The 25211-nt window shown below is 55.0% G+C and carries 23 protein-coding genes; 9 read left to right on the forward strand and 14 right to left on the reverse strand.

The features are described from left to right. Positions 1 to 3 precede the first annotated feature (3 nt). The 6 genes from TH63_RS00790 (at position 4) to uvrB (ending at position 5966) form a co-directional block, all read left to right on the forward strand. The gene (locus TH63_RS00790; RefSeq protein WP_048919247.1) at positions 4 to 741 is read left to right on the forward strand and encodes a shikimate dehydrogenase family protein; all 738 of its coding nucleotides are present in this window, start codon (positions 4 to 6) and stop codon (positions 739 to 741) included. 186 nt (positions 742 to 927) lie between these two features. Further along, positions 928 to 1503 (forward strand): RNA polymerase sigma factor, encoded by a 576-nt coding sequence (locus TH63_RS00795; RefSeq protein WP_082161512.1) that lies wholly within the window; start codon positions 928 to 930, stop codon positions 1501 to 1503. Continuing rightward, entirely contained in the window at positions 1484 to 3043 is a 1560-nt protein-coding gene (locus tag TH63_RS00800; protein ID WP_048919248.1) for an outer membrane beta-barrel protein, read from the forward strand. The genes TH63_RS00795 and TH63_RS00800 overlap by 20 nt, the downstream gene beginning before the upstream one ends. Before the next feature lie 93 nt (positions 3044 to 3136). Further along, positions 3137 to 3352, forward strand: coding sequence for a hypothetical protein (locus TH63_RS00805; protein WP_156180275.1), 216 nt, complete (start codon positions 3137 to 3139; stop codon positions 3350 to 3352). 44 nt (positions 3353 to 3396) lie between these two features. Next, positions 3397 to 3672, forward strand: coding sequence for a hypothetical protein (locus tag TH63_RS00810; RefSeq protein ID WP_048919250.1), 276 nt, complete (start codon positions 3397 to 3399; stop codon positions 3670 to 3672). Positions 3673 to 3932: 260 nt separating this feature from the next. After that, entirely contained in the window at positions 3933 to 5966 is a 2034-nt protein-coding gene (gene uvrB / locus TH63_RS00815) for an excinuclease ABC subunit UvrB (protein WP_048919251.1), read from the forward strand. A gap of 185 nt (positions 5967 to 6151) precedes the next feature. Here uvrB and TH63_RS00820 read toward each other — a convergent pair whose 3' ends face one another. Genes TH63_RS00820 through TH63_RS00830 form a run of 3 tightly spaced genes read right to left on the reverse strand, consistent with a single transcriptional unit; the run spans position 6152 to position 10049 of the window. Then, positions 6152 to 8398, reverse strand: coding sequence for a xanthine dehydrogenase family protein molybdopterin-binding subunit (locus tag TH63_RS00820; protein ID WP_048919252.1), 2247 nt, complete (start codon positions 8396 to 8398; stop codon positions 6152 to 6154). Positions 8399 to 8415: 17 nt separating this feature from the next. Beyond that, positions 8416 to 9399 carry an FAD binding domain-containing protein gene (locus TH63_RS00825; protein WP_048919253.1) on the reverse strand — a complete coding sequence of 328 codons (984 nt, stop codon included), beginning with the start codon at positions 9397 to 9399 and terminating at the stop codon, positions 8416 to 8418. Next, a complete protein-coding gene (locus tag TH63_RS00830; protein WP_048919254.1) occupies positions 9396 to 10049 on the reverse strand; it encodes a (2Fe-2S)-binding protein in 654 nt (217 codons plus the stop codon). The genes TH63_RS00825 and TH63_RS00830 overlap by 4 nt, the downstream gene beginning before the upstream one ends. A 216-nt stretch (positions 10050 to 10265) precedes the next feature. Between TH63_RS00830 and TH63_RS00835 the strand changes: the two genes are divergently transcribed. Beyond that, positions 10266 to 10802, forward strand: a complete 537-nt coding sequence (locus tag TH63_RS00835) for a GNAT family N-acetyltransferase (protein WP_048922497.1) — start codon at positions 10266 to 10268, stop codon at positions 10800 to 10802. Between the two features lie 11 nt (positions 10803 to 10813). Here TH63_RS00835 and TH63_RS00840 read toward each other — a convergent pair whose 3' ends face one another. After that, positions 10814 to 13021, reverse strand: coding sequence for a B12-binding domain-containing radical SAM protein (locus tag TH63_RS00840; protein WP_048922498.1), 2208 nt, complete (start codon positions 13019 to 13021; stop codon positions 10814 to 10816). 630 nt (positions 13022 to 13651) lie between these two features. Here TH63_RS00840 and TH63_RS00845 point away from each other — a divergent pair. Both TH63_RS00845 and TH63_RS00850 read left to right on the forward strand, forming a co-directional pair. Beyond that, positions 13652 to 13942 (forward strand): YciI family protein, encoded by a 291-nt coding sequence (locus TH63_RS00845; RefSeq protein ID WP_048919255.1) that lies wholly within the window; start codon positions 13652 to 13654, stop codon positions 13940 to 13942. Positions 13943 to 14153: 211 nt separating this feature from the next. After that, a complete protein-coding gene (locus TH63_RS00850) occupies positions 14154 to 16796 on the forward strand; it encodes a cation-translocating P-type ATPase (protein ID WP_048919256.1) in 2643 nt (880 codons plus the stop codon). A gap of 46 nt (positions 16797 to 16842) precedes the next feature. Here TH63_RS00850 and TH63_RS00855 read toward each other — a convergent pair whose 3' ends face one another. The 10 genes from TH63_RS00855 to TH63_RS00900 form a co-directional block, all read right to left on the reverse strand. Next, positions 16843 to 17382: a hypothetical protein gene (locus TH63_RS00855; protein WP_048919257.1), complete on the reverse strand. Its 540-nt coding sequence runs from the start codon at positions 17380 to 17382 to the stop codon at positions 16843 to 16845. Positions 17383 to 17526: 144 nt separating this feature from the next. Further along, positions 17527 to 17739 (reverse strand): heavy-metal-associated domain-containing protein, encoded by a 213-nt coding sequence (locus TH63_RS00860; protein WP_048919258.1) that lies wholly within the window; start codon positions 17737 to 17739, stop codon positions 17527 to 17529. A gap of 68 nt (positions 17740 to 17807) precedes the next feature. Further along, positions 17808 to 20045, reverse strand: a complete 2238-nt coding sequence (locus tag TH63_RS00865; RefSeq protein ID WP_048919259.1) for a heavy metal translocating P-type ATPase — start codon at positions 20043 to 20045, stop codon at positions 17808 to 17810. Positions 20046 to 20139: 94 nt separating this feature from the next. Continuing rightward, a complete protein-coding gene (locus TH63_RS00870; protein WP_048919260.1) occupies positions 20140 to 21207 on the reverse strand; it encodes a flavin-containing monooxygenase in 1068 nt (355 codons plus the stop codon). Positions 21208 to 21405: 198 nt separating this feature from the next. Continuing rightward, complete coding sequence (locus TH63_RS00875) at positions 21406 to 21780, reverse strand: four-helix bundle copper-binding protein (protein ID WP_048922499.1); 375 nt, start codon at positions 21778 to 21780, stop codon at positions 21406 to 21408. A 98-nt stretch (positions 21781 to 21878) separates the two neighbouring features. After that, positions 21879 to 22817: a cation diffusion facilitator family transporter gene (locus tag TH63_RS00880; protein ID WP_048922500.1), complete on the reverse strand. Its 939-nt coding sequence runs from the start codon at positions 22815 to 22817 to the stop codon at positions 21879 to 21881. Positions 22818 to 23024: 207 nt separating this feature from the next. Continuing rightward, complete coding sequence (locus TH63_RS00885) at positions 23025 to 23354, reverse strand: four-helix bundle copper-binding protein (RefSeq protein ID WP_048919261.1); 330 nt, start codon at positions 23352 to 23354, stop codon at positions 23025 to 23027. A 161-nt stretch (positions 23355 to 23515) separates the two neighbouring features. Further along, positions 23516 to 24085, reverse strand: a complete 570-nt coding sequence (locus tag TH63_RS00890; RefSeq protein ID WP_048919262.1) for an AraC family transcriptional regulator — start codon at positions 24083 to 24085, stop codon at positions 23516 to 23518. An 82-nt stretch (positions 24086 to 24167) separates the two neighbouring features. Then, positions 24168 to 24470 (reverse strand): hypothetical protein, encoded by a 303-nt coding sequence (locus tag TH63_RS00895; RefSeq protein ID WP_048919263.1) that lies wholly within the window; start codon positions 24468 to 24470, stop codon positions 24168 to 24170. A gap of 2 nt (positions 24471 to 24472) precedes the next feature. Then, positions 24473 to 25099, reverse strand: a complete 627-nt coding sequence (locus TH63_RS00900) for a thioredoxin family protein (protein ID WP_048919264.1) — start codon at positions 25097 to 25099, stop codon at positions 24473 to 24475. Between the last annotated feature and the right edge of the window lie 112 nt (positions 25100 to 25211).

Consider the following 25211-nt stretch of genomic DNA (forward strand, 5'->3'; position numbering starts at 1 on the left):
GATATGCATAATGACTACGGGCTAATAGGCTATAAGCTTACCCACTCTTTCTCTCAGAAATATTTCACTGATAAATTCATCTCTGAGGGGATCAAGGACAGCCAGTACCATTTGTTTGAGCTGGATTGTATTGCCGAACTACCGGCGCTCCTGAAACGGTACCCCAACCTGAAGGGGTTAAACGTGACTATTCCTTACAAGGAAGCCATTATCCCCTATCTGGATGAGCTGGAGCCTACCGCAGCCAAGATAGGCGCCATCAACGTGGTGAAGTTTGAGAACGGCAAACTCATTGGCCACAACTCAGACTACCAGGGGTTTATGCAGTCCCTCCAAAATTTCTACCATTGTTACTCCCAGTCGCAGGCCCTGGTGCTGGGCACGGGCGGTGCAGCCAAGGCTGTCATGGCCGCTTTGGAGTACATGAACATCGCCTACAAGGTGGTGTCCAGGGAGAAAAGGCCCGGCATGCTGACCTACCAGGAGCTTTCTCCCAGCGTGATGTCGGCTGTATCACTGATCATCAATGCCTCGCCGGTGGGTACCTATCCCAAGGTAGACGAGGCCCCGGCCATTCCGTATGAGCTGCTGTCTGGCCACCACTATCTGTATGACCTGGTCTACAACCCTTCTCAAACCCTTTTCCTGCAGCGCGGCCAGCAGATGGGCGCCAAAACCATAAACGGCTACGAGATGCTTTGCCTTCAGGCCGAGGTGGCTTGGCAAATCTGGCACAGCTAGGCTGTTTATAGCCCGTTTTTAGCAAAAGAAGCCTAAACCAGCTTCGTCCTTCCTACTTATATCTGAGTAAAATTCATCTAGTGCCCTGAAAAAACCGGGAAAATATTCTTTTCCCTGATTTGCCGTGCAACCTTTGGCGCTCTGCCGGGCTCTTACCAGTGGAAGCTACCTTTACCAGAACCTCCGTTGAAGATTTTCAAATCCAGAGATTCCTCCGAGGCTGACCTCATCAAAGAGGCCGTGGCCGGCAAGCGGAACGCCCAGCAACTGCTGTACCAACGGTACGCGGGCAAGATGCTGGCGGTAAGCAAGAGGTATGCCCGCACGGATTTTGAGGCCGAAGATATACTGCAGGATGCTTTTGTGAAGGTGTTTCTGTACCTGAAGACCTTTAAAGGCGAATGCCCCCTGGAGTTCTGGATCAAGCGGATTGTCATCAACACGGCCATCAAACACCAGCACAGCAACCGGCACCTCATGGTCACCGACCAGGAAGAAGAGTGGGATGTAGCCTCTGAGCATGATTCTCTGGATGGCCAGTTCGCTTATGAGGAGCTGTTACAATTGGTGCGGGACCTTCCGCCGCGGTACCAGGCGGTGTTTAACCTATATGCTATTGAGGGTTTCTCCCACAAGGAAATAGGGGAGATGCTGGACATCACTGAAAGTACTTCTAAGTCACAATATTCCCGGGCCCGGGCCAGTCTAAGACAGGCCTTGCTACGGTTAAAAGAGCAGTACCATGAAAAAATCACCGGCTGAGCAGAAGCAAGGTCAGTCTGTGGAGGAGGTGTTCCGAAACGGATTGGCAGACGCGGAGTCTACCCCGCCTCCGCGCATCTGGGAGAACCTGGATACTATATTGGAGAACCAGGAACTGCACCATTACCGGAAGCAGGCAAAATGGTACCGTTCCATTGCCGCCGCCGCCTTGCTGCTGTTGATCTCCTTTTCTATTTTCCTCTGGAAGAATGGCGCCACCCCAGCCACGCAGCCGCAGGAATCGCTGGCTTCTACCGCTATCACCAATAACGCTCCCGCTCAACCAGAAAGCAACCAGCCAGCTCCAACCGCAAAGAAACCGGTAGAAAAGCTCGCGGCTGTTTCAGGCACGTTTTCCGGAAAACAGGGCCAAAACAGAAATTTGAATAGCAAGCCTTTGGGCGCTGGCCGAATCTATGAGAGAAAGCCAGGGACTGAAACAACAAACGCCATCGCTCACTCAGGTTCCAACCAAGCCAGAATTAGCCAGAAGCTACAGGAAGCACCTAACAACTTTGTAACCCCAACCGCTGCTGGTACATTAGCTTCCGCAGAGGCTAAGGGTTCTGTAGAAGAACTTTCCGCTTTAGCGGGGCGGGTTGGTGAAATAAACGCCTTGGCAGTAACCGCAGATTCTGTTCAGCCTGCCCGGGCCAAGACCATCTTGCTGCAGAAGCAGGCAGAGACATCTGCGGTAGCCGTGGTGACTCCTGCGGAGAAAGAGGAAAAGAACCCCACTGGTACCGTGCAGCGCTGGAGCCTGGCCGTGGCGTATAGTCCGCAGTATGCGTACGCCCCCGTAAAGCTGGGGCAGGCCAGCAATGCGCCTATGGCCTCCTTCTCGCAACCCGAGATGGCCAATGAGTACCAGGAGGCAGTAAACGAATACAATAACAGCTACAGCCCTACCTATTCTTACAGCACCATGGTAGGGGCCAGCTATCAGATCAATGAAAAGTGGCAGCTAGAGAGCGGGTTCCTGTATACCCAGAACGAAGCCAAGACCAGCTCCTCTTTTTTGGTATCTGGCGGCGCAGGGAGCAGGAACCAGTCATTTGACGGTCTAGCGCTAGCTACCAGCGCCAAGAATGTGCCGCTGGTAGCCAATGCTCTCCATTCAGACGCTTCTCCCACTTCTATGTCTGTGAGCCGCACCACGCAGTACAATACCCGGTACAAGTACCAGCAGTTGGGGCTGCCGCTGCGGGTGGCTTACCGGCATAACTTAAAAAAGTTTTTTGGCTATCTGGCTGGAGGCGTGCACGTAAACCTATTATTGCAGAACAGCATTACGCCAGAGACAATGCAGGTAGAAGCGTTGCGTTTTAGTTTCAAGGATAAAGATTCGCCGTATAAAGCCTGGCAGTTTGCCACGTCTACCTCCCTGGGGTTGGGGTATGAGGTGTCAAAAAACATGAGCCTAATAGTGGCGCCAGAACTTAATTATTCCCTTACGCCTTTGCTACGGGAAGAACAGCAGCAGACAGACGCATACCAGCTAGGCGTGAGCATTGGCGGAAGATGGCGTCTGGGTAAATAAGTAGGAAGTAACTTTTTGCCTGCAATAGGGGTCTAAGGAATATTAATGGTCTCCTTTATTCTGCAGGAGTTTATTATTTTAGTGATTACCAGTATGAATACCACTTACTCATTCCATAAAGTAGCCAGAACGTGGGCTATGATCTTTTCGGTGCCCCTGTACATTGGCGGTACTTCCCTTTGGCTTAAAGAAGAAATCAAAGACGTGGTAAATGAGAAAGAGGCGCAAATGCTTTCCTCTATTAAAGAGGAAATGAAAAAGTCGCTGGCCCACAAAAAACAAAAGCAACAAACCTTTCTGCTCCCGTAAGCAAACCCTACTCGGGTACACCCAGAAAAACTGAGATATCCCTTATGCAACATTGGAAAGCGGCTCTCCTGCTGAGCGCGGGGCTGGCCTCTTTAGTCTCCTGCAAGCCTGAGGAAGTGCTCAGTGAATGTTTTCCGGCGGTAGTTTTGGACCAGGGCTGCGGCACCGTCCTGGCTATTCTAGACCCCAGAGCCGCCCAGGTAGTAGACACCCAACCCAGCCATGATACCGTCTACGTCAATACCTTTGACCTGCACCCCATTTATCAGGTAGCCGGAAAAAAAACTGTACATCACCATCGAAGCCGCCAACGCCAATGAAGTACCGGAGTGCCCCGGCTTCACTCCTAAGATCTACCCGCATATCAAGATATCCAGTGTGCAGGAAACCGCCTGTCAATGAGGCAGTGCCCTTGGGTAGCGATAAAAAATAACCTGATTTCCTTATTCTAGGAGTAAAGGCGTTTTAGGCCCATTTTCCTGAAAACAGGCGTAAAACGCTACCTAATTTAGCGCAATGCTAAACTCTATTGCTTTTACTGGTGTTATAATACGTTATCTTTGATTGTATTTCGCACCACATGAAATTTCAACTCACCTCAGAATTCCAACCCACCGGAGATCAGCCCCGGGCCATAAAACAACTCACCCAGGGAGTACGCAGCGGCGAGCACGCGCAGGTATTGCTAGGCGCCACCGGTACCGGTAAAACGTTTACCGTGGCCAACCTCATCCAGGAAGTCCAGAAACCCACGCTGGTGCTGTGCCATAACAAAACCCTGGCCGCTCAGCTCTACGGCGAGTTCAAGCAATTCTTCCCTAACAACGCGGTAGAATACTTCATCTCCTACTATGACTACTATCAGCCCGAGGCCTACATCGCCTCCTCTGATGTGTTCATTGAGAAGGACCTGGCCATTAACGAAGAGATTGAAAAGCTTCGGCTCCATGCCACTTCGGCGCTGCTTTCTGGCAGAAGAGATGTGATCGTGGTGGCTTCCGTGTCCTGTATCTACGGTATCGGTAACCCCGAAGAATTCGGGAAGAACGTGATTCCGCTGGCGCTGGGCATGAAAGTAAGCCGCAACAACCTCCTGTACCAATTCGTGTCCATTCTCTACAGCCGCACCGAGGTAGAGTTCACACGTGGAACGTTCCGGGTGAAAGGCGATACCGTGGACATTTATCCGGCGTACGCCGATTTCGCCTACCGCATCTATTTCTGGGGCGATGAGATTGAGTCCATCCAGCGCATAGACCCGGAGAGTGGCCGCAAGCTGGCCGATGAGGAAAGCATCTCCCTGTTCCCGGCCAACCTGTTCGTGACTGGCAAAGACACGCTGCACCAGGCCATTAATGAGATTCAGTTTGACATGGTGGCCCAGCACGAGTACTTCCTCAAGGAGGGCCGTGACAACGAGGCCAAACGCATTAAGGAGCGTACCGAGTTTGACCTGGAGATGATCCGGGAGCTGGGCTACTGCTCGGGTATTGAGAACTACTCCCGCTACTTTGACCGCCGGGAACCCGGGGCGCGTCCCTTCTGCCTGCTTGACTATTTTCCAGATGATTTCCTGATGGTGATTGACGAGAGCCACGCAACCCTGCCACAAGTTCGCGCCATGTGGGGCGGTGACCGCTCACGCAAGACCGCGCTGGTAGAATACGGTTTCCGGCTGCCGGCCGCCATGGACAACCGCCCGCTCACGTTCAATGAGTTTGAGAGCGTCATGCACCAGGTCATCTTCGTGAGCGCCACGCCCGGCGACTACGAGATCCAGAAATCGGAAGGCGTGGTAGTGGAGCAGATCATCCGCCCGACGGGCTTATTGGACCCCGAGATTGAGGTGCGGCCCAGCCAGAACCAGATTGATGACCTGCTGGACGAAGTGGACAACCGCATTAAGAGAGGTGACCGCATTCTAGTGACTACCCTTACCAAACGCATGGCCGAGGAACTCACCAAGTACATGGAGCGCCTCAACATCAAGGTAAAATACATTCACTCAGAGGTGAAGACCCTGGACCGCGTGGAGATTCTGCGGGAGCTGCGCCTGGGCGTCATTGACGTGCTCATTGGCGTAAACCTGCTTCGCGAAGGTCTGGATTTACCCGAGGTAAGTCTGGTTGCTATTCTGGATGCTGACAAAGAAGGCTTCCTGCGTGACCAGCGTTCCTTGATTCAGACCATTGGTCGGGCCGCGCGGAACGAGAACGGCAAGGTGATCATGTACGCCGACCGGATGACCGGGTCCATGCAGCGCTCCATTGACGAGACCAACCGCCGCCGCGCCGTTCAAATGGAGTATAACACGGAGCACGGTATCACGCCCAAGACCATCTACAAATCCAAGGAAGCCATTATGGACCAGACCTCCGTGGCCGACTCCAACAAGCGCGAGCCCAAAGCCTACGCCGGTCCGGATGAAAGCCTCATGTCCATTGCCGCAGACCCAGTAGTACAGTACATGAAGCGCGATGAGCTGGAGAAGGTGATCAAGAAAACCGAGAAGCAGATGGAGGCCGCTGCCAAGGAACTGGACTTCCTGCAGGCCGCCAAATACCGTGATGAACTGGCAGAGCTCCGCAAGCTGCTCAAAGCCAAACGGGACTAATACTTCCTGATTTGTGGTAAATCCCTATTTTACGCCTGTTTCAAGAAAACCAGGCGTAAAAGGGAAATAGCAGCTCCTACGAGTGTCTCTGCCAACAGCTATTAGTAACCTTAAAATACCCCTTAAACATGAAAGCCGTTCTGCATTTGGTTGCAGAGCGGCTTTTATGTTTTAATTAAACCAGGTTAAATCAATTTATCCGGTGTGATAGGCAGTTCCCTGATCCGTTTGCCGCTGGCGTTGAAGATGGCGTTGGCAATGGCTGGGGCTACCCCGATGGTGGCAATCTCGCCGATGCCTTTGGTGCCGTTGGGGTTGTTGATCATATCAGGCTTGTTTACGAAGAGCGCTTCAATGTTTGGCGCATCAGCGTGCACGGGCAAATGGTAATCGGCGAAGTCCTTGGTCACGTAGCGCCCGAAGCGGTGGTCCATGACGGCGCCTTCGGTGAGGGCCATGCCTATGCCGCCTACGGCGCCGCCAATCATCTGGTTGCCGGCGGTTTTGGGGTTGATGACGGTGCCGGCATCGGCGCAGGAAACCAGTTTGGTCACGCGAATCTGCCCGGTCATGGGGTGTACCTGCACCTCGGCAAAGTGCACCGAGAATGAGTACATGGAATACCGGGTTCGGGCATCGTCGGGCTTAGATTCCTCGGTTACCTCAATTTCCGGCAGGTTCTGTTGCTTTAGAATATCTGCGTAACTCAGGCGGGAAGAAGGGGCGCTTTTCAGGGAGACATAGCCGTCTTTGAACATCAGGGTCTCCAGCGTGGCGCCTTTGAAGGCAGTGTCTTTGTTGCCGGCCGCCATGCCCATGAGTTTCTGCTTGAGGGCCATACAGGCGGCGTGTACCGCCGAACCCACGCTGGCCACCGTAGCCGATCCGCCCTGGCTGGGCGAAGGCGGGTACAAAGAACTACCCAGTTCAAACACAATCTTCTCGGGGGCAATCCCCAGGTTCTGGGCCGCAATCTGTACCATGGCCGTGCCGGTTCCTGGGCCAATATCGGTGGTAGCGCTTTGCAGGACCAGCGTACCGTTATTATACAGCACGGCCTTTACCTTGGCCCGGCCGCGGTTCGCCCCGAAGGTGCCCACGCCCATGCCGTAGCCCACCAGCCACTCGCCGTTTTTCAGGGAGCCCGGTTTCAGTTGCCGTTTGCTCCAACCAATGCGCTCTGCGCCCATCTGCATGGCCTCCGTGAGGTACTTGGTAGACCAGGGCAGGTTTTTCTCTGGGTCTTTGTCGGTGTGGTTTTTCAGGCGGAACTCCAGCGGGTCCATGCCAATCACGTGGGCCATCTCGTCCATGGCAGATTCCAGCGCAAACGCCCCGGTTGCTTCGCCGGGACCGCGCATCCAGATGGGCGTGCTGATGTCCAGGGGCAGGATGCGGTAGCGGGTGGTCACGTTGGGGCTGGTGTACATCATGCGCGTCTGCTGCAGGGTACTCTCGGTGAACTCCTCATAAGAAGACGTCTGCCCAATGGCCTCATGCGTGATGGCGGTGATTTTGCCGTCTTTGGTGGCGCTCATGCCCACTTTCTGCCAGGCGTGCGGCCGATACCCCACCATGGTGAACATCTGCTCGCGGGTGAGCATGAGTTTCACGGGGCGGTTTACTTTCTTGGCGGCCATAATGGCGGCCGTCTCGTGGGGCCAGGTGTGCAACCCGTTCCCGAAGGCGCCGCCCACAAACGTGGCAATCACCTTCACGTTCTCCACGGGTATGCCCCAGTCTTTAGCAAAGGCATTCTGAGTGCCAATGACCGCCTGCGTCTTGTCATAGACAGTAAGCTTGTTGTCGGCTTCCCAATGCGCAATGATGGCCTGCAGTTCCATGGGGTGGTGCACCTCCGTGGGAATCACGTACTCGCCCTCGACTTTGAGCGCCTCGGTTTTGTAGGCGTCTTCCTTGCCCCGGGTGTAATCTCCCAGCGGGTGCTTGGGGTTGCGCTGGGCGGCCGTGGGCAGAAAAGCCTTGGAGGTGTTTTTATTGAAATCGGTGGCGTGCTTCTCTTCAGTGTACTGTGCTTTTACCAGTTTGGCCGCGTACATGGCGCGCTCCAGGGTGTCTGCTATCACCACGGCAATAGGCTGGTCGTTGAAATCTACCTCGTCATTGAAGAACACGCGGTGCGGCTGGCCCACGGGTTTGGGCTCAGAGGGATGCGCGGCCTGCACGTAGCCGGGTACTTTGGGCGCATTCTGGAAATGCAAAACGGCCAGTACGCCGGGGGAATTCTCGGCGCGTTTGGTGTCAATACTTTTAATGCGGCCTTTGGCAATAGTGCTGCCCACCAGGACGGCGTGCGCCATGTTGGGCAACGCATATTCCGCGGAGTATTTGGCGGCGCCGGTAACTTTGAAGCGGCCATCTACCCGGTCCATGGGCTTGCCCACGTTATCTTGGAAGAAATAATCTTTCATATAGGAGAGGAGTGGGGTTAAACGGCGCCTGCCGCGTTTTTCAGGGCCTGCACCAGAACGTTAGGGCCTAGTTTCAGTTTGAATTGGTTGTGCTCAAAGGCCTTCGCTCCGCGCATGGCTATCTCAGCGGCTTGCCGGAAAGAAGCTTCCGTGGCCGGTTTGCCAGCCAGGAACTGCTCGGCCTCCGTTAGGCGCCAGGGCTTGTGGGCCACCCCGCCCATGGCTAGTCTAGCAGATTTAATGGTGCCTCCGGCCAGGTCCAGGGCCGCAGCCACGGAGACCAAAGCAAACGCATAGGAATTGCGGTCCCGCACTTTCAGGTAATGCACGTATTTTTGGTACGGGTTCTCCGAGATATCTACGGCCGTGATCAACTCGCCTTTCTGCAGGTTGGTGTCAATGTGCGGGGTATCGCCGGGCAGCCTGTGGAACTCCGCAAAGGGGATTTTTCTATCGCCTTTTGGCCCAGAGACCAGCACGGTAGCATCCAGTGCCACCAAGGCAATGTTCATGTCACTGGGGTTCACGGCAATACATTTATCACTGTGCCCGAAGATGGCGTGCATGCGGTTGTAGCCTTGCAGGGCGCTGCAGCCAGAGCCGGGTTCACGTTTGTTGCAGGGTGTGGCCAGGTCATAAAAGTAAGAACAGCGCACCCGTTGCATGATATTTCCACCTACAGTGGCCATGTTCCTAAGCTGCGCCGAGGCCCCTGCGTTGAGGGCCTGCGCCAGCAGCGGGTGTTTCTCCAGTATCAGTTTATCCTCGGCCACGGCGCTGTTCAGGGCAAGTGCCCCAATGCGAGTGTTGCCGTTTTCTTTCTCAATTTTGCGAAGTGGAAGCTTGTTGATGTCTACCAGTTTCTCAGGGTTCATGACCCCGCGTTTCATGAGGTCCAACAGGTTGGTGCCTCCGGCGATGAACATAGCGGTCTGGTCTTTGGCAACCGTATCAATGGCGGCCTGCGGCTTGCCGGGCTTTACGTATTGGAACGGGATCATACTTTCTGCCCTCCGTTTTTAACTTCCTTGATGGCGTTGACAATGTTGGGGTAAGCCCCGCACCGACAGATATTTCCGCTCATGTACTCGCGAATCTCGTCGTCTGAACCGGCATGGCCTTCCTTGATACAGGCCACTGCGCTCATGATCTGCCCTGGGGTGCAATACCCGCACTGAAAGCCGTCATGCTTGATGAACGCCTCCTGCATGGGGTGTAATTTTTCGCCGTTGGCGAGGCCCTCAATGGTGGTGATTTTCTTGCCGTCCTGCATCACGGCCAGGGTCAGGCAGGAGTTCACCCGCTGCCCGTCTACGTGCACGGTGCAGGCGCCGCACTGACCGTAGTCGCAGCCTTTTTTGGTGCCGGTGAGGTGCAGTTGTTCGCGCAGCAAATCCAGTAGGGTGGTACGAGGTTCCACGGAAAGCTTTTGTTTTTTGCCGTTGATGTCCAGGGTTACGTTCACCTTCTCAAAGGCATCGGCTATTTTTTCCTCCAGCTTCAGGTCGGCGGCTTTCACGGCAATGCCCGGGGTCAAGGCAAAGGCGGTGAGTACCGAGGACTGCTTGAGAAAGGACCGCCGGGCCTCAGAAATGCGCTGCCCGCCCGCGGCCGACGGCTGGTGTTGGTCAAGGTCTTTGTCTTGGGGCATATAGTAAGTAATTATGGGCTGATTGAAGATGTAGTATACGTAGGTACATGCTTAGAAACCATCTAAATTAGGAAGTGTTTGGCAACTAAGGTTCTAAGTCTTTTATTTTTGGCCTGTTTTGGCCAAAACAGCCTCAAAACAGAAAATGCTTGGGTAAGTATCTGTTTCCAAGATGCCCGCGCCGTATCTTTGCCCCTTATCCGTAGCGTACTTTCCATGGCCTTTTCTTCTACAGATTCCGTTTTTACCTTTCGCCCCGGCACCGTGGCTGATGCCCCTTTGCTCGCTGATCTGGGCTGGCGCACCTTTGACGAAACCTTTGCCACCTACAACAAACCTGAGGACATGGAAGCCTTTCACCCCACCATGTACGCCCCCGAGCTTCAGGCCGCCGAGCTGGCCGAGGCTGAGACGGAGTTTCTGATAGTGGAGGTAAATGGCGAGGCCGTGGCCTATGTGAAATGGAACACCGCCCCGGCTCCCGCCGAGATTCCTGGGCAAAAGCCCTTCCAGATTAGCCGCCTGTATTTACTGCAAGCCTGGACCGGCCGCGGATTGGGGGATAAACTGATGCAACTGAGTTTAGAAAAGGCCAAAGAGAACGGGCACGACGTGGTATGGCTCACGGTGTGGGAAAGCAACGAGCGGGCCATCCGGTTCTACCAGAAATACGGGTTCAAGGAAGCCGGGGAACTGACCTTCGTGCTGGGCCAGGATGTGCAGCGGGATTTGTATATGATGCGGGAGGTGTAAACCAATCTTCCTTACACCACCAATAACCCCCGTTCCCGCAACTCCAGCCACGTATCGGTAATCAGGAACTCCTGGAAGGTGAACATTTGCCCAGCTGGGTAATCCTCAGCCATGTCTTTCAACAAGTACTTAGTGCCGTAGTCTTCAGACAAGCGGGTGAGCCAGGTAAAGAGCCATTGTCCTACCTCCGGCGAGGTTTTGATTTCGTACTCCTCCGTTTTCTCGGTGAAAACGAGCACGGCATTCTGGAAGGTGCGGCCTTTCTTGGTTTTGGTCTGGATATCCAGTTCCGGGGCATGGCCCAACCAGAAAACGCGTAGGTTTTGCTTTTCCGCATCAGGTTTGCCTAAAGTTTCCACGGCCTGGGCAATCAAAGTACGGGGCAACGAGACACGGGGAACCTTGAAGTCAAACCAGAAGGAAAGCGGCTCCTCCAGCCCAATACCGTGCATAAAATTATAGAGCGCCTTCGCCAGGCCGGGGCCGTACAGTTCATGGTCGGCACCTTGCGGGTCATCGTGCCAAAGGTCATTATCGGCGAACAGGCCGGGTTCCGGGCCTACTTTCACCACGCCGTATTTCTCAGGGTTTTTGCCTACGGGGCTGTGCGCCGTCATGGAGAACCGGTGCCAGTAGCCAGACTGGATCACGTTCTGCTCAAACAGCTGCCGCACAATCTCCAGGGAGTCAATGGTTTCCTGCGCGGTCTGCGTAGGGAAGCCGTACATCAAATAGGCGTGCACCATAATGCCGGCGGCGGTAAAGTCGCGGGTCACGCGGGCTACCTGAGCAATGCTCACGCCTTTCTCCATCTTCGCCAGCAAGCGGTCTGAGGCCACTTCCAAACCTCCCGACACGGCAATACAGCCACTGGCTGCCAGCAGACGGCACAAGTCTGCGCTAAAGGTTTTCTCAAACCGGATGTTTCCCCACCAGGTAATCTTTACTCCCCGGCGCAATAGTTCAATGGCCAAATCACGCAGGGCCAGGGGCGGGGCGGCCTCATCCACGAAGTGGAAACCGGTTTGCCCCGTCTGCGCAATTATCTGCTCAATGCGGTCTACCAGCAGGGTAGAAGGCGCCGTCTCGTAGCGCGAAATATAATCCAGGGTGATGTCACAGAAAGAGCAGCGCTTCCAGTAGCAGCCGTGGGCAATGGTAAGTTTGTTCCAGCGGCCATCTGACCAGAGGCGGTGCATGGGGTTGAGCACCTCTACCACGCTCAGGTAGTCGTGCAGCCGTAAATCGCTGTAATCGGGCGTTCCTACCTCGGTATGCGGGATATCGGCGTCCTGGGCACCGTTGAGGAATCGCACCTGACCGTCCTGCAACAGGAACGTGCGTTGCAGTTGCTCCTGGTCCCGCTGCCCCTGGAAATGTTCCAGCAGTTTGAGCCACGGGCCTTCGCCATCATCCAGGGTGATATAATCTATATACTTGAAAACCCGCGGCTCGCGCAAGGTCCTGAGTTCAGTGTTGGGGTAACCGCCGCCCATCAGGGTTTTGATGTTCGGGTACTTCTGCTTGATAAGCTGGGCCAGACGCAGCGCCCCGTACAAGTTGCCGGGGAACGGCACCGAGAAACCTACCACCTCGGGCTGAACTTCCTGCAGGCGCTCGTCCAGAAGATCCAGCAGCATTTGGTCTACCAGGTTGGGTGTGGTCTGCAGCTCGTTTTCCAGCGGGTCAAAAGACGTGGCGCTCATGGCCAGTTTATCGGCGTAGCGGCTAAAGCCGAAGTGGGGGCAAACAGTTTCCTTGATTAAGTCCGCGAGGTCCTCCAGGTAAAGGGTGGCCAGGTACTGGGCGCGGTCTGTGATGCCCATGGTCCCGAAGGCTTCTTCCAGGTCAGCGAGCTGCAGAAACCGGCTGGCCTCCGGCAGAAAGGAACCCATGGCAATAGGGTGGGCCAGGGTACTGTCGCGACCCTGCAGGAATTTGATGACCGGCTCAATGGTGTCCAGATACGACCTCCGCAGCCGCAGCATGCGCTGGCTGTTATCGGAAAGTTCATAGCTACCGTCCAGAATGGTTTGGAATACCTGGGTCAGGCCGTTGCGGGAGAACAGCCGCAGCACCAGCTCCAGACCAAAATCTGCCTGCGTCACGTCAAACCCGCGGCCTGTTAAAAAGCCTTTGATATAGGCAGTGGCGGGGTAAGGCGTATTGAGCTGCGTGAGCGGCGGGGTAATGAGCAGGATTTTAGGAGCGGCAGTCAAAGGAATCAATTTTGGGCAAAGATACTACAAAGCGGGCTGAGTCTGGAGTTCTGAGGTATGCCTTTCAAAAAGCCGTTTTAGGGCCATTTTCCGGAAAACAGGTCCAAAACGCAACGCAGGATAAGTGAGGAAGAAACAGCATTAGCAGGGTTTAGGTTCGATGCGGGAAAGTGGGTAGGAAATCTACTGGCTCAACTTCTTCCATGGCGCGAGCGTCCGCTGAGGTCCGCTTGCCTTTTGAATATGCTACTCTCTCTGTCCTTTAAAAGCTCTTTTCTCTCTTTGTCCTCCTGGAAGGATCTTGGTAGCGAACGGTAATGACATGGATGGCTCGCTACTGTCGTTCGCCCGCAAGGTCCTTTCAGGAGGACAAAAAATAATAAGGGTATGTAAGGTAATTAGTAGCTATGCGTGCGGACTCCAGCGGACGCTTTCTTCATTTGAGTTGGTAATGCTTTAGACAGGGGAAACTGGTCCGTTAAAACGCAGCGCATCCCTTGGGGTTATAACCTCTTGCGGCAAGAAGGGTTTAAGTGCCAAGCGGGAAAGTCCGTTTTAGGATAGTTTTCCAGAAAACAGGCCTGAAACGGAAGAAGCGGTTAGCTTTGCATTCTCACCAACTACTTGCCTATGTTTCTGATAGAACTAACCTACAAAGGACCCTTTGAAGAAGTAGCCCCGTTTCTGGCCGAGCACCTGGCCTTTGTGGAGAAAGGCTACGCCAGCGGTCATTTTCTGGCGTCCGGAAGAAAAGAGCCGCGCACCGGCGGCCTCATCTTCTGCCAGGCAGCCAGCAAAGCCGAGGTGGAAGAACTCATGCAGGAAGACCCCTTCGTGTACCAGGATCTCGCCGACCTCAGGATAATAGAGTTTGTCGCGTCACGCGCGGAAGCAGGGTTGGAGGCGTTCTTAGAAACGTAAGGTCCGTTTTAGGCCTGTTTTCCTGAAAACGGCCCCAGAATGGAAACCTGGTTTCTTTTAAAGTCACGGCCGGCCTTAACCTGCTGGTTTTAAACAAGTAAAAGGTAAAACCGGTTTTACCCCAAAAAGGGTAAAGAGAAAAGAATTGCCCAGGCAAATACAGCACAGGCAATTGGAGAACGTTATCCAGAAGTAAACCTTAGCAAACCTCATGGAATCTTACCAGCAGCCCGTTCAAGATGTCTTACAGGACCTAACCACTTCGGCCCAGGGGCTCACTTCTGCAGAGGCGCAGCAACGGCTACAGACCCATGGGTACAATGAACTCAAAGAAGCCGACCGGGACCCCGTCTGGAAACTGATTCTGGAGACCTTCAAAGACCCCATGGTGATTGTGCTCCTCCTGGCGGCTGTGGTGCAGTTGGCGCTGGGCGAAGTCATAGAAGCGGTCATCATCTTCGCGGTGCTGGTGCTGAACGCCGTGGTGGGCGTGGTGCAGACCAAAAAAGCCGAAGGCGCTCTGGACGCGCTCCGGCAGATGTCGGCGCCTTCTGCCAAGGTATTGCGCGATGGAGTGAAGCAGACCCTGGCGGCCCGCGAGCTGGTACCCGGCGACGTGGTGGCCCTGGAGGCCGGCGATTTTGTGGCCGCCGACGGACGGATTTTGGAAAGTAGTTCCCTGCGTGTGAATGAAGGCATGCTCACCGGTGAGTCTGAACCGGTAGAAAAACACACAGAACCCATCCCCGGGGAATCCGCCCTGGGCGACCGCAAGAACATGGTCTACAGCGGGGCGCTGGTGGTGTATGGCCGGGGCAATTTTGTGGTGACGGCTACCGCCGAAAAAACCGAGATAGGCAAAATAGCTGGTTTACTGGCTTCAGCGGAAGCCAAACAAACCCCGCTTCAGCGTAAGCTGGCCGCGTTCAGCAAGAAGCTGGGCTGGGTCATTCTGGCGCTCTGTATCCTTATCTTCGGGGTAGAGGCCTTCAGGGTCTGGACCGGCGTAGAAACCGAAGACATGACCGGGGCGCTGCTCAAGGCCTTTATGTTTGCAGTGGCCGTGGCGGTGGCGGCCATTCCAGAGGCGCTTTCTTCTATTGTGACCATTGTGCTGGCCGTAGGTACCCACAAGATGGCCCGCCGCCACGCCATCATCCGGAAACTGCCCGCCGTGGAGACCCTGGGTTCTACCAGCGTTATCTGCACAGACAAAACCGGCACGCTCACCCAGAACAAGATGACCGTGGTAGATTCCTATGTGCCCGGCCGCTCAGAGGAACAGTATACCGAAGACCCGGAGCAATGGTCGGTGTCTGAGCGGTGGCTCATGCAGGTGGCCGTGCTCTGCAATGACGCCCACATCAACCAGGACGGCGCCGAACTGGGTGACCCCACTGAGGTGGCCCTCATTGCCTACAGTAACTCAAAAAAACAGCCCTACGCCAAACTGAGAAGAGAATTTCCCCGGCAGGCCGAGCTCCCTTTTGACTCAGACCGCAAGCTCATGTCTACGGTGCATACCATTGACGAGCAGCGCATGCTTTTGACCAAAGGCGGACCGGATGTGGTGCTGGCCAGGTGCAGCCATGTACTGGTAGACGGCGAGGAAAAACCCGTTACGCCTGAGTTACTGGAGGGAATACGCCAGCAGATTGAGGAATTCTCTGACCGGGCGCTGCGCGTGCTGGCCTTCGGGTATAAGCCACTGTTTACCTCTGGCACCATTACCTTTGAAGACGAGAAAGATCTGGTGCTGGTAGGGCTCAAAGCCATGATAGACCCGCCCCGCGAAGAAGTCTTTGACTCTATTGAGGAAGCCCGAAAAGCAGGAATCAAGTCAGTCATGATTACGGGTGACCACAAAACCACCGCCCAGGCCATTGCTCGCCAGATTGGCCTCATGGAGGAGCAGGACATTGCCCTCACCGGCCAGGAACTGGATGATCTCTCTGAAGAAGAACTGGACCAGAAGCTGGAAAGGATCTCGGTATACGCCCGGGTATCGCCGGAAAATAAAATACGCATTGTACGCGCCTGGCAACGAAAAGGCAAGGTGACGGCCATGACCGGCGACGGGGTGAACGATGCCCCCGCCCTTAAACAGGCCGACATTGGCGTGGCCATGGGCAGCGGCACCGACGTGGCCAAGGACGCCTCGGCTATGATTCTCACGGATGATAATTTCGTGTCTATTGTGAGCGCCGTGGCCGTGGGCCGAACCGTGTTTGACAACATCAAGAAAGCCATCGCCTACCTGTTTGCCGGGAACCTGGGCGCCATCATTGCCATTCTGTTCGCGCTGGCCCTGGACTGGGTCAACCCGTTCAACCCCATTCAGTTGCTGTTTATCAACCTTTTGAATGACTCCTTGCCGGCTATTGCGCTGGGCATGGAGAAAGCCGAACCCAACGTGATGCGCCGTAAACCGCGTGATATCAATGAGGGTATTTTTGCCGGCGGCATGATGAAATCTGTAATTGCGCGGGGCGTCTTGATTGGTGCCGCGGTGATTGTCTCGCAGTGGCTGGGCTTACAGCAGTCCCCGGAGATGAGCATTGCCATGGCCTTTACCACCTTGATTCTGGCCCGAACGCTACAGACCTTTGCCGCCCGTTCTAATACACAAACCGCAATAGGTGCGGGTTTCTTTGAGAACAAATATGTGTTGGGGGCGGTGTTGCTGTGCTTCGGGTTGTATGGCCTCACGGTGCTGCCGGGCGTGCGCGAAATCTTCTCTATTCCGGCTGACTTTGGTTGGGACGAATGGAAGGTAGCTGCCGGGTTAGCCGCCGCCGCCGTTACCCTGATGGAAGTCTGGAAACTTACCCCCTGGGCCTCTGATAAAAAGTAGCGGGTGGGGTAAGGGCCTTCACCCTTAAAAGTCAGAGACGCTGGTGCTAATACATCTCCATGATCTTGAGTTGCCACTTACTGTTGAGGGTGTAGGTGCCTTTTCTAAGCGCGTGCAAACCAATGCCGGCGCCATATAAGGTGATGGCCGCGCCCATGGTCTGCAGGCCGTCTTTGCGGTCATCAGCATTGGCAAAGAAATTAATGGCGCCCACCAGGGTGAAGACGGCGCCTGCAGTTTTGAGAAAACTGCCCCCAAAGTTGGCCACCTTACGCCCGCCGGTGTGGTTTCTGAGCCTGACCTTTTCCACCGTTTTCAAAGGAACTTCCATACCCTGCACATAAAAAGAGTTCCCCCGGAAGCCTTGCACCGCGCCTGATCGCATCTGTTTTTCGCCTACCAACTGAAAGGTAATGTTCTCGCCTGTATAGATTCTGTACCGGACCGCCGTCCCAACTTTGGTAAGCAGAAGGTAGCGGTGACTGGGTTCCTGGGTAGAGGCAGCTACCGTATCTGTGGTCTGGGCCGGGCAGGTGCCGATGACCCCAAGAAATAAGAAGAGAAGAATCAGAAAATAACGGGTCATGCCAGGGCCTAAGGTTTGCCAACAAGTGCTGGGCCCGTAAACTTATGGATAAAATTGAAAGCATGCAGAATGCTGAGGAACTGGGAAAACAAAAGGCCACCTTTATCGCAGGTGGCCTTTTTGTTTTCTGATAGGAGAATGGAGTTAGTCCTTTAGCTCGGTAGCGGTAAAGCCGGCACCCTGCACCGCTTTGATCACGGCTTCAGAGGTGGCATCTCCTTCAATGGTCAGGATTTTGTCTGGGTTGTTGGTGTCTACCTCCCATTTATAGATACCCGGCGTTTTGTCCAGCACAGGGGTAACGGTACTGATACAGCCACCGCACTTAATATTGGTTTTGAATTTCTGAGTACTCATATCAATTAAGATTTAGGTTTTAAAATTAAGAAGGACTGCTCAAAAGCAATCAGCAATTGAACAATCAATTAAAGCTTCAACGTGCGCAGGCGCAAACTGTTGGTGACCACAGACACAGAGCTAAGGGCCATGGCCGCGCCGGCAATCATGGGGTCCAGCAGGAAGCCCCAGATAGGGTAGAGCAAGCCCGCCGCCACGGGTATACCTATCACGTTATAGATAAACGCCCAGAACAGGTTCTGGTGGATAGTGCGTACAGTGGCCTTGCTCAGTTTTATGGCCTTGGGAATGGCCCGCAGGTCTGAGTGCATAAGCGTGATTTTGGCTACGTCCATGGCAATGTCGGTGCCGCGGCCCATGGCAATGCCCACGTCTGCCAGGGCCAGCGCCTGCGAGTCATTGATACCGTCGCCTACCATGCCCACCACGTGGCCCTGTCGCTGGAGCTCCTGCACAAAGTCGCCTTTGTCCTGGGGCATCACCTCGGCTTTGTAGTGTTGTAGCCCCACCTGTTTGGCCACGGCCGCGGCGGTCTGGGCATTGTCGCCGGTGAGCATGTAGACTTGTAGCCCCAGGTCCTGCAGGTCTTTCACGGCTTGCGCCGAGGTGTCTTTAATGGCATCGGCAATGGCAATGAGCGCCACCACCTGGCCCTGAGTTCCGGCAAAAACCACGGTCTTGGCCTCGGTTTTGAGTTTCTGAGCCGTTTTTTCCAAATCTGCCCTAAACTGGAGGTTGTTCTCCTGCATGAGTTTCTCGTTGCCCAGCCAGAAGGTGTGGCCCTGGTACTCCGCCTGCACGCCCCGGCCGGTAATGCTTTCAAAATGCTCCAGCGCCGCCGGTTGCACGCCTTGCTCTAAAAGGTACTTAGACACAGCCTCGGCCAGCGGGTGCTCACTTTGGTTTTCAATGGCGAGTAACACGCCGGCCAACTCCGCCTGGGCCGCTGCAGGGACCGTCCATTGCAGCTCGGTGACTTCGGGTTTGCCCTTGGTGATGGTGCCGGTTTTGTCCAGCACGATGGCCGTGAGTTTGTGCGCCAGTTCCAAGCTCTCGGCGTCTTTGATCAGAATCCCCTGTTCAGCCCCGCGGCCTACGCCCACCATAATAGCTGTGGGCGTGGCTAGCCCCAGGGCGCAGGGGCAGGCGATAATGAGCACCGTAATGAGGGCCAGCAAGCCGTGGGTCATGTTGTTGTCGCCGCCCAGGAAGTACCAACCCGCAAAACTCAGCAAGGCAATGACAATGACCACGGGCACGAAGATGCCGGCGATTTTATCCGTGAGTTTCTGCACGGGGGCTTTGGAGCCCTGCGCTTCCTGCACCAGTTTAATGATCTGGGCCAGAAGCGTCTGGGCGCCCACTTTCTCCGCGGAGATCTGCAGGCTGCCTTTCTGGTTGATGGTGCCTGTGAAGACCTGGTCGTCTTTGGTTTTCTGCACCGGAATCGGCTCGCCGCTAATCATGCTCTCGTCCAGATAAGAAGAACCGCTGATCACGCGGCCATCTACCGGGATCTTTTCGCCAGGGCGGATAATCAGAACATCACCCACCAGCACCTGTTCAATAGGCAGTTCTATTTCCTGCCCGTTGCGCAGCGCTTTTACTGACTTTGGTTGCAGTCCCATCAGTTTCTTAATGGCTCCCGAGGTTCTGGACTTGGCTCTTTCCTCCAGCAGTTTACCCAGCAAGATAAAGGCAATAATCACCGTGGCGGCCTCAAAATACACGTGCGGCTCCAGGCCTCTGGATAGGAAAAATTGGGGGTAAACGGTGTTGAAGACACTGAACAGAAACGCAATGCCGGTGCTCAGGGCCACCAGGGTGTCCATGTTGGCTTTGCCGTGACGGGCCTGCTTTACGGCGTTCACAAAGAAGCTGCGGCCAAACCAGAACACCACCGGAATGGTAAGCGCCAGCATAATCCAATTGCCGTAGGGCAGGTGATGAAAGAACATGCCAATGACGACCACCGGAATGGATAGGGCCACCGCCCAGATGGTTTTATGCTTGATGGCCGCATAGGCTTCCTGCTCGCGGGCCTCTTTGGCCTCGGGGGTGGCTTCCTCTTTCTGAATGAGCATGTCATAGCCCACGCTCTGTAGGGCTTGCTGCAGCTTGGCCAGGTCGGTGCCCGGGGCATACTCCACCAGCACCGTTTTGCCGGCGAAGTTCACGGCCGCGCTCTGCACGCCTGGCTGGGCCTGGAGCATAGACTCCACGCTTCCAGCGCAGGCCGCGCAGGTCATGCCCTCTACCGGGAAGGTGTCTTTGATGGCCTTTTTAGTTTTCTGTATCGTTTCCATTTTCAGGAGGATGTATCGGTTTCAGGGTACAATACAAAGATACGGCCCACAAGGGCGGCGGCGTTACAGCTTTGTATCTTTGTTTTACAAAATTCTATGCCAACCGCTGCGCGAGGAAGTGCGCGTCCCGACCGGCGCCCAACAGTAACGCGGAGCTTCGGCTGCGCTGCCACTGTAACCCCAGGTAAAACAACCCAGCCACCGGACTGATGCCCTCCTGGTGCAAGGGTTGGCCACCTGGGTCCAATGCGTTCTTGACCTGCAACCAGCTATAATCAGATTGGAAACCCGTGCACCAAACTATGCTGGAAAAGGCGGTATTGCTCCCATCCTGAAACAGCGCCTCTGGTACGTTAAACCTGGAAAGCTCTGGCCGCAGCGTTATGGATTTTTTCTGAAGGGCCTGCTCCAGTTCCCGCCCGTAGATCACATCCGTCTGCCGGAGCATCTTCTTGCCCAGAAAAGAATGGGGCGGTGCGAAGATGGCCCCGGTTTTAGTAGCCCACCAAAACACGCTTTTACCCAACTTCCGGAGCGAGGAGAACCTTGGGGGTTTCCTGACGGATAGATTTACCTCATGTGTTTGGCTGAGTTCCACGGTAATCTGCGCCCCCGAGTTTCCCGCGCCCACCACCAGCACCTTCCCGGGGGGCAGTTGCCCCGGTTCCTGGTAAGCGGAGGAATGCAGCTGCAGAATTCCGGAGGCTGGGGCCGGGGAGAAGGTTGGCACGAAAGGCGTCTGGAAAGGTCCGGTGGCAATAATCACCTGCCTGGCCTGGAAAACCTGCTGCTGCGTCTGCACCTGAAAAATGCCTCCGTTTTTGGTAAGGGCGCTAACCGTTTGGTTTAATAGCACGGGTAACTGAAAGTGCCGGGCGTATTCTTGCAGGTAGGTGGCAATCTGGTCTTTGGTGGGGTAAGTGCCGTTGGGCGAGGAAAGCGGCCAGCCCGGCAAATGGCAGTACGCCGCCGGTGTGAACAGCCTCAATGACCTGTACCGCTCTGCCCAGGACTGGCCCACGGCTTTATTCTTGTCCAAGAGCAGGAACCGTTTGTCTTGCTGCTGGAGATAATATCCCATGGCCAAACCGGCCTGACCGGCACCAATGACCAGGGCATCATAGACAGGGCTTTCAGTAGAAGAAAGGTGGGTGGGTTGCATCACACTTTAGGATTAGTACCTGCAAAAGTAGAAGGCCCCATTGCGCTGGTATTCATAGAATTTTAGGGAAGGTGTGTAAGATTTTGGCCACGCTTTCAGGTTCCCGGGTGAAAAGTAAAAGCCTCCTTTTCTGCGGGACAGAAAAGGAGGCTTTGGTATGGTTTGGGGCTGTCTTGGAAAAAAACAGGCTTAAAACGCTTATTCAGATTCTGAGGCGGCGGCCAGAATGGCGCTGAGGCTATCAGTTTTAGGAATGAGGTCCTTACACACTTCTACGCAATGGCGGCAGGTTTCGGCGCAGGCCTGGCAATGGTCATGGGCGTGGCGTTCACACTCTACGGCGCAGGCCTCGCAGATCTCAACGCATTGGCGCACCACTAGACGGGCATGCTCTGAGCCTTTAGACAAAAACGAGGCGGTGAGGCTGCAGTAATCGGCGCAGTCCAGGCTCAGGTGAATGCAGCGGGCCATCTTTTTGACATCGTCTTCCTGCAGGCAGGCGGTGGCACAGTGGTCGCAGGCGGCAATACAGGCCAGCAACGCATCAATCGCGGGTTTATACTCAGTACGCATAAGGCATGAAGGTTTGGTCCGTACTTCTATACGCGCGTTTGTAAAAAGGAGGTTAGCCGTTTTGGGGGTGTTTTCCGGAAAACGGGCGTAAAACGGAATCAATGGTAGGCCCCGGCATCGGCGCAGGCGTGGCCGTCGGGACCGCGTTCCACCTGCAGGGTCACGTGGTTCAGGTGGAACTCCTCGTGGAGGTGCGTTCGGATCTGGGCCAGTTGGTCTTCCTTGTACTGCTCGTCTACCACTAGGTGGGCGGTAAGGGCGTTCTCGGTGCTGCTCATGGCCCACACGTGCAGATCATGGATTTCGGCCACGCCGGAGATGCTTTTCAGGTAGTTTCTGATAGCCTCCAGATCAACGCCCTGGGGTACGGCATCCAGGGTAAGGTGCAAAGACTCCATTAAGAGGCTCCAGGTACTCCAGACAATAATAGCCATAATAACCAGACTGATGACGGCATCTATCCAGAACCAATTGGTGTAGAAAATAACTATCCCGGCCGCCACTACGCCCAGGCTCACTAGCGCATCGGCGGCCATGTGCAGGTAGGCGCCTTTCACGTTAATGTCATGTTCTTTGTCCCGGAAGAAAAGCAGAGCGGTGCCGGCGTTGATAAAAATGCCAATGCCGGAGACAATGGAGATGGCGGTCCCGTTCAGGGCCGGGGGTGCGCCCAGACGCTCTATGGCCTCCCAGCCAATGGCGCCCACGGCCAGCAGCAACAGCACCGCGTTCAGCAAAGAGACCAATGTGGTACTTTTCCCGAAGCCGTAGGTAAAGCGGCCGGTGGGTTTGCGCTTAGAGATCTTGAGCGCGAAAAAAGCGAGCAACAGACTGATGACGTCTGTGAAATTATGCCCCGCGTCTGTGAGCAGCGCCAGCGAATTGTACCACCAACCGGCCCCGGCCTCTAGCACCACAAACAGCACGTTCAGCCCAATGCCCACCAAGAAGGCGGTGTTCAACCTACCCGAGGCGGGCAAGCCGTGGCTGTGCCCATGGGAACCGTGCGCGTGGGAATGTGAATGGGTTTCTGCCATGGCCAACTAAAAGAGATGTGGGTTGTACGCTAGAATTAGTTTCTGGGGCAAAGAAAACGGTCCCTGTCTGCAACGGCGTTATATGATTCTGTTGCCGGTTAACAAGATTAGATGCGCGGGAAAAAGACCATTTCTAAAAATCAGGACCGGCCCTAAAAAGAAACAGCCGGAATTTCCGGCTGTCCTGTTCTCTGTACGGGGGTACCCTTACGCAGCCAATGACCGGCAGGCCTCTGCGCATCTGCGGCAGGCTTCGGCGCAGCGTTGGCAGTGCTCATGGTGGTGCTTACCGCATTCAGCGGCGCAGGCCTCACAAACTTCCATACATTCACGTAATAGATGTTTGCCGTGCTCAGAACCGCGGGCCAGCAGCGTCATGGTCAGTTTGCAGATATCGGCGCAGTCACGGTCCAGCTGAATACAGCGGACCATCATCTTCACGTCTTCTTCCTGCAGACAGGCGGTGGCGCAGTGCTCACATTCTAAGATACACGCCATGAGCGCGTCAATGGCTGGTTGGTTTTGTGAATTGTGCATAGTTCAGAGTTTTATAGGTGAAACTTGATAAGCACACTCACGCTCTATTTAATACCTGTGGCCGCCTCAGAAAGAAACAAAGCCAAAAGGTAATAGGGGTTTACGCCCAAAAGCAGGCAGCCGTTTTATAAAATTAAAAGCAAGGTGTACAGAATTCCTTTCTAGGCCAGGCTGTCCAGGGGAAGGCGGTCTACCGAAGGGGCTTTCTTGTAGTCTGTCACCGAGACGCCGGTGACTTTCTTGAACTGGTTGGAAAGGTGTTGCACGCTGCTGTACTGCAGGCGGTGGGCAATCTCACTAAGGGTAAGCTGGCCGTAAGAAATGAGTTCTTTCACGCGCTCAATCTTTAACCGGATCAGGTATTTCTCCAGGGTAGTGCCGGTGTGCTGCGAGAACACCTTGCTCAGGTGCTGGTAAGACATGCCCAGTTTCTCAGACAGGTACACAGACGTGGTCATGGGCTGGTACTCCTCCTCCAGCTGGCGCTGGTACTCCAGCAAGGTGGTTTTGATAAGATCGGTGAGTTGTTCGTCTTTTTCCTGGAGCAGTTCAAAGCCGTGGGCCTGCAGCGCCTCAGAAAGCGCCGGTACATTCACTTTCTTCTCAGTGGTCACGGTGGCTTCGCCGAGTTTCACGTCCTGTACGGTAAGGCCCTGGCCCGTCAATACCTCGGTCACGGTAGCAATGCAGCGCGGGCAAACCATGTTTTTGATATGAAGGTGCTGTTCCATGGGGTTAACGTCAAAAGGTACTCAGGTGCTAAAATAACAAAGAAAACCCCAAAGAAGTGCACTCGCCTTTTTCCCGGGTCTGCTAAGACTCCCGGGTGCGTACCCGGGGAACGTTCCTTTTAGGGGCTGACGAGACCACTTTAGGCTTCTTGCCCGAAAACCGCATAAACGCCCAGTTCACCGTGGGCACAATCACAAACGCAGTACCGGCCATCAGGATGAAAATGCCCAGAAACGTGTTGAACAGCCTGAAAATGAAATCATCGGGGAACCCGAAGGTGTACAGGATCAAGGCCATGGACAGCAGCATACTGATGAGGGCGGCAATGAGCAGGTCCCGGCGCCAGTACCGCTGGAAGGGGTGTCTCTTAACAGTCTTCGCCATGCCTATGCCAGTGAGGTGCGTATCCAGTGGGGCAGTACGTGTAGCAACTCCGCCTGCAGGGCGAAGCCGTTGTCATCTTCAGAGCGTTGCAGGGCCTGCGTGATAAAGTCAGTGATGGGCAGATTCTGTTGTTTCAGTTCCAGCACGTAGTCCTGCAGTTCCTTTGGCCGCGGTCCCCAGCTTCCCAGAGGCTGCAGCGTATCGGCGTGCAGGGCAATGAGCTTGGGAATGCTTTTCCCGCCGTTGGTCAGGTAAGCGTCCATGACCTGGGGCTGCTCTGTGCGCAGAATGGTCCTGAGGGTAATGTGCGTTGATTGCTCCGCGATGGCGGCCAGCACCGGCACATGGATGGCGGCATCCCCGCACCAGGCCTCTGTGAGCACCAGCCACAGCTGCGGCTGCGGCAGGCTTTGCACCTGCTCTACCAGGTCCTGGTTCAGGGGCGACTGGTAGGTGCGCTCCATAATGGCCAGGTTGTCTTTGGTGAGTTGGGCCAGAAAGGCAGATTGCTCCAGCCCGGTGGTTTTCTCCTGGGCCACGGCCTCCTGTACCAGTTGCAAATATTCTGAGTAGGAGAGGCTCTGGGCCACTACCTCTGGGGTAATCACATTGAATTGCGCTTCCTGCATACGTCCTTGTCTTTCCGTCTGTAAAGCAGACCTGGCCGCGAAGATACGGCAAAGCCTGCTTCTTGCCTAAACCCATGGTCTGGCTATTGTACAAAAACAAAAGACCCGGGCG

The organism is Rufibacter radiotolerans (assembly GCF_001078055.1).
In the GTDB taxonomy this organism is placed as follows: domain Bacteria; phylum Bacteroidota; class Bacteroidia; order Cytophagales; family Hymenobacteraceae; genus Nibribacter; species Nibribacter radiotolerans.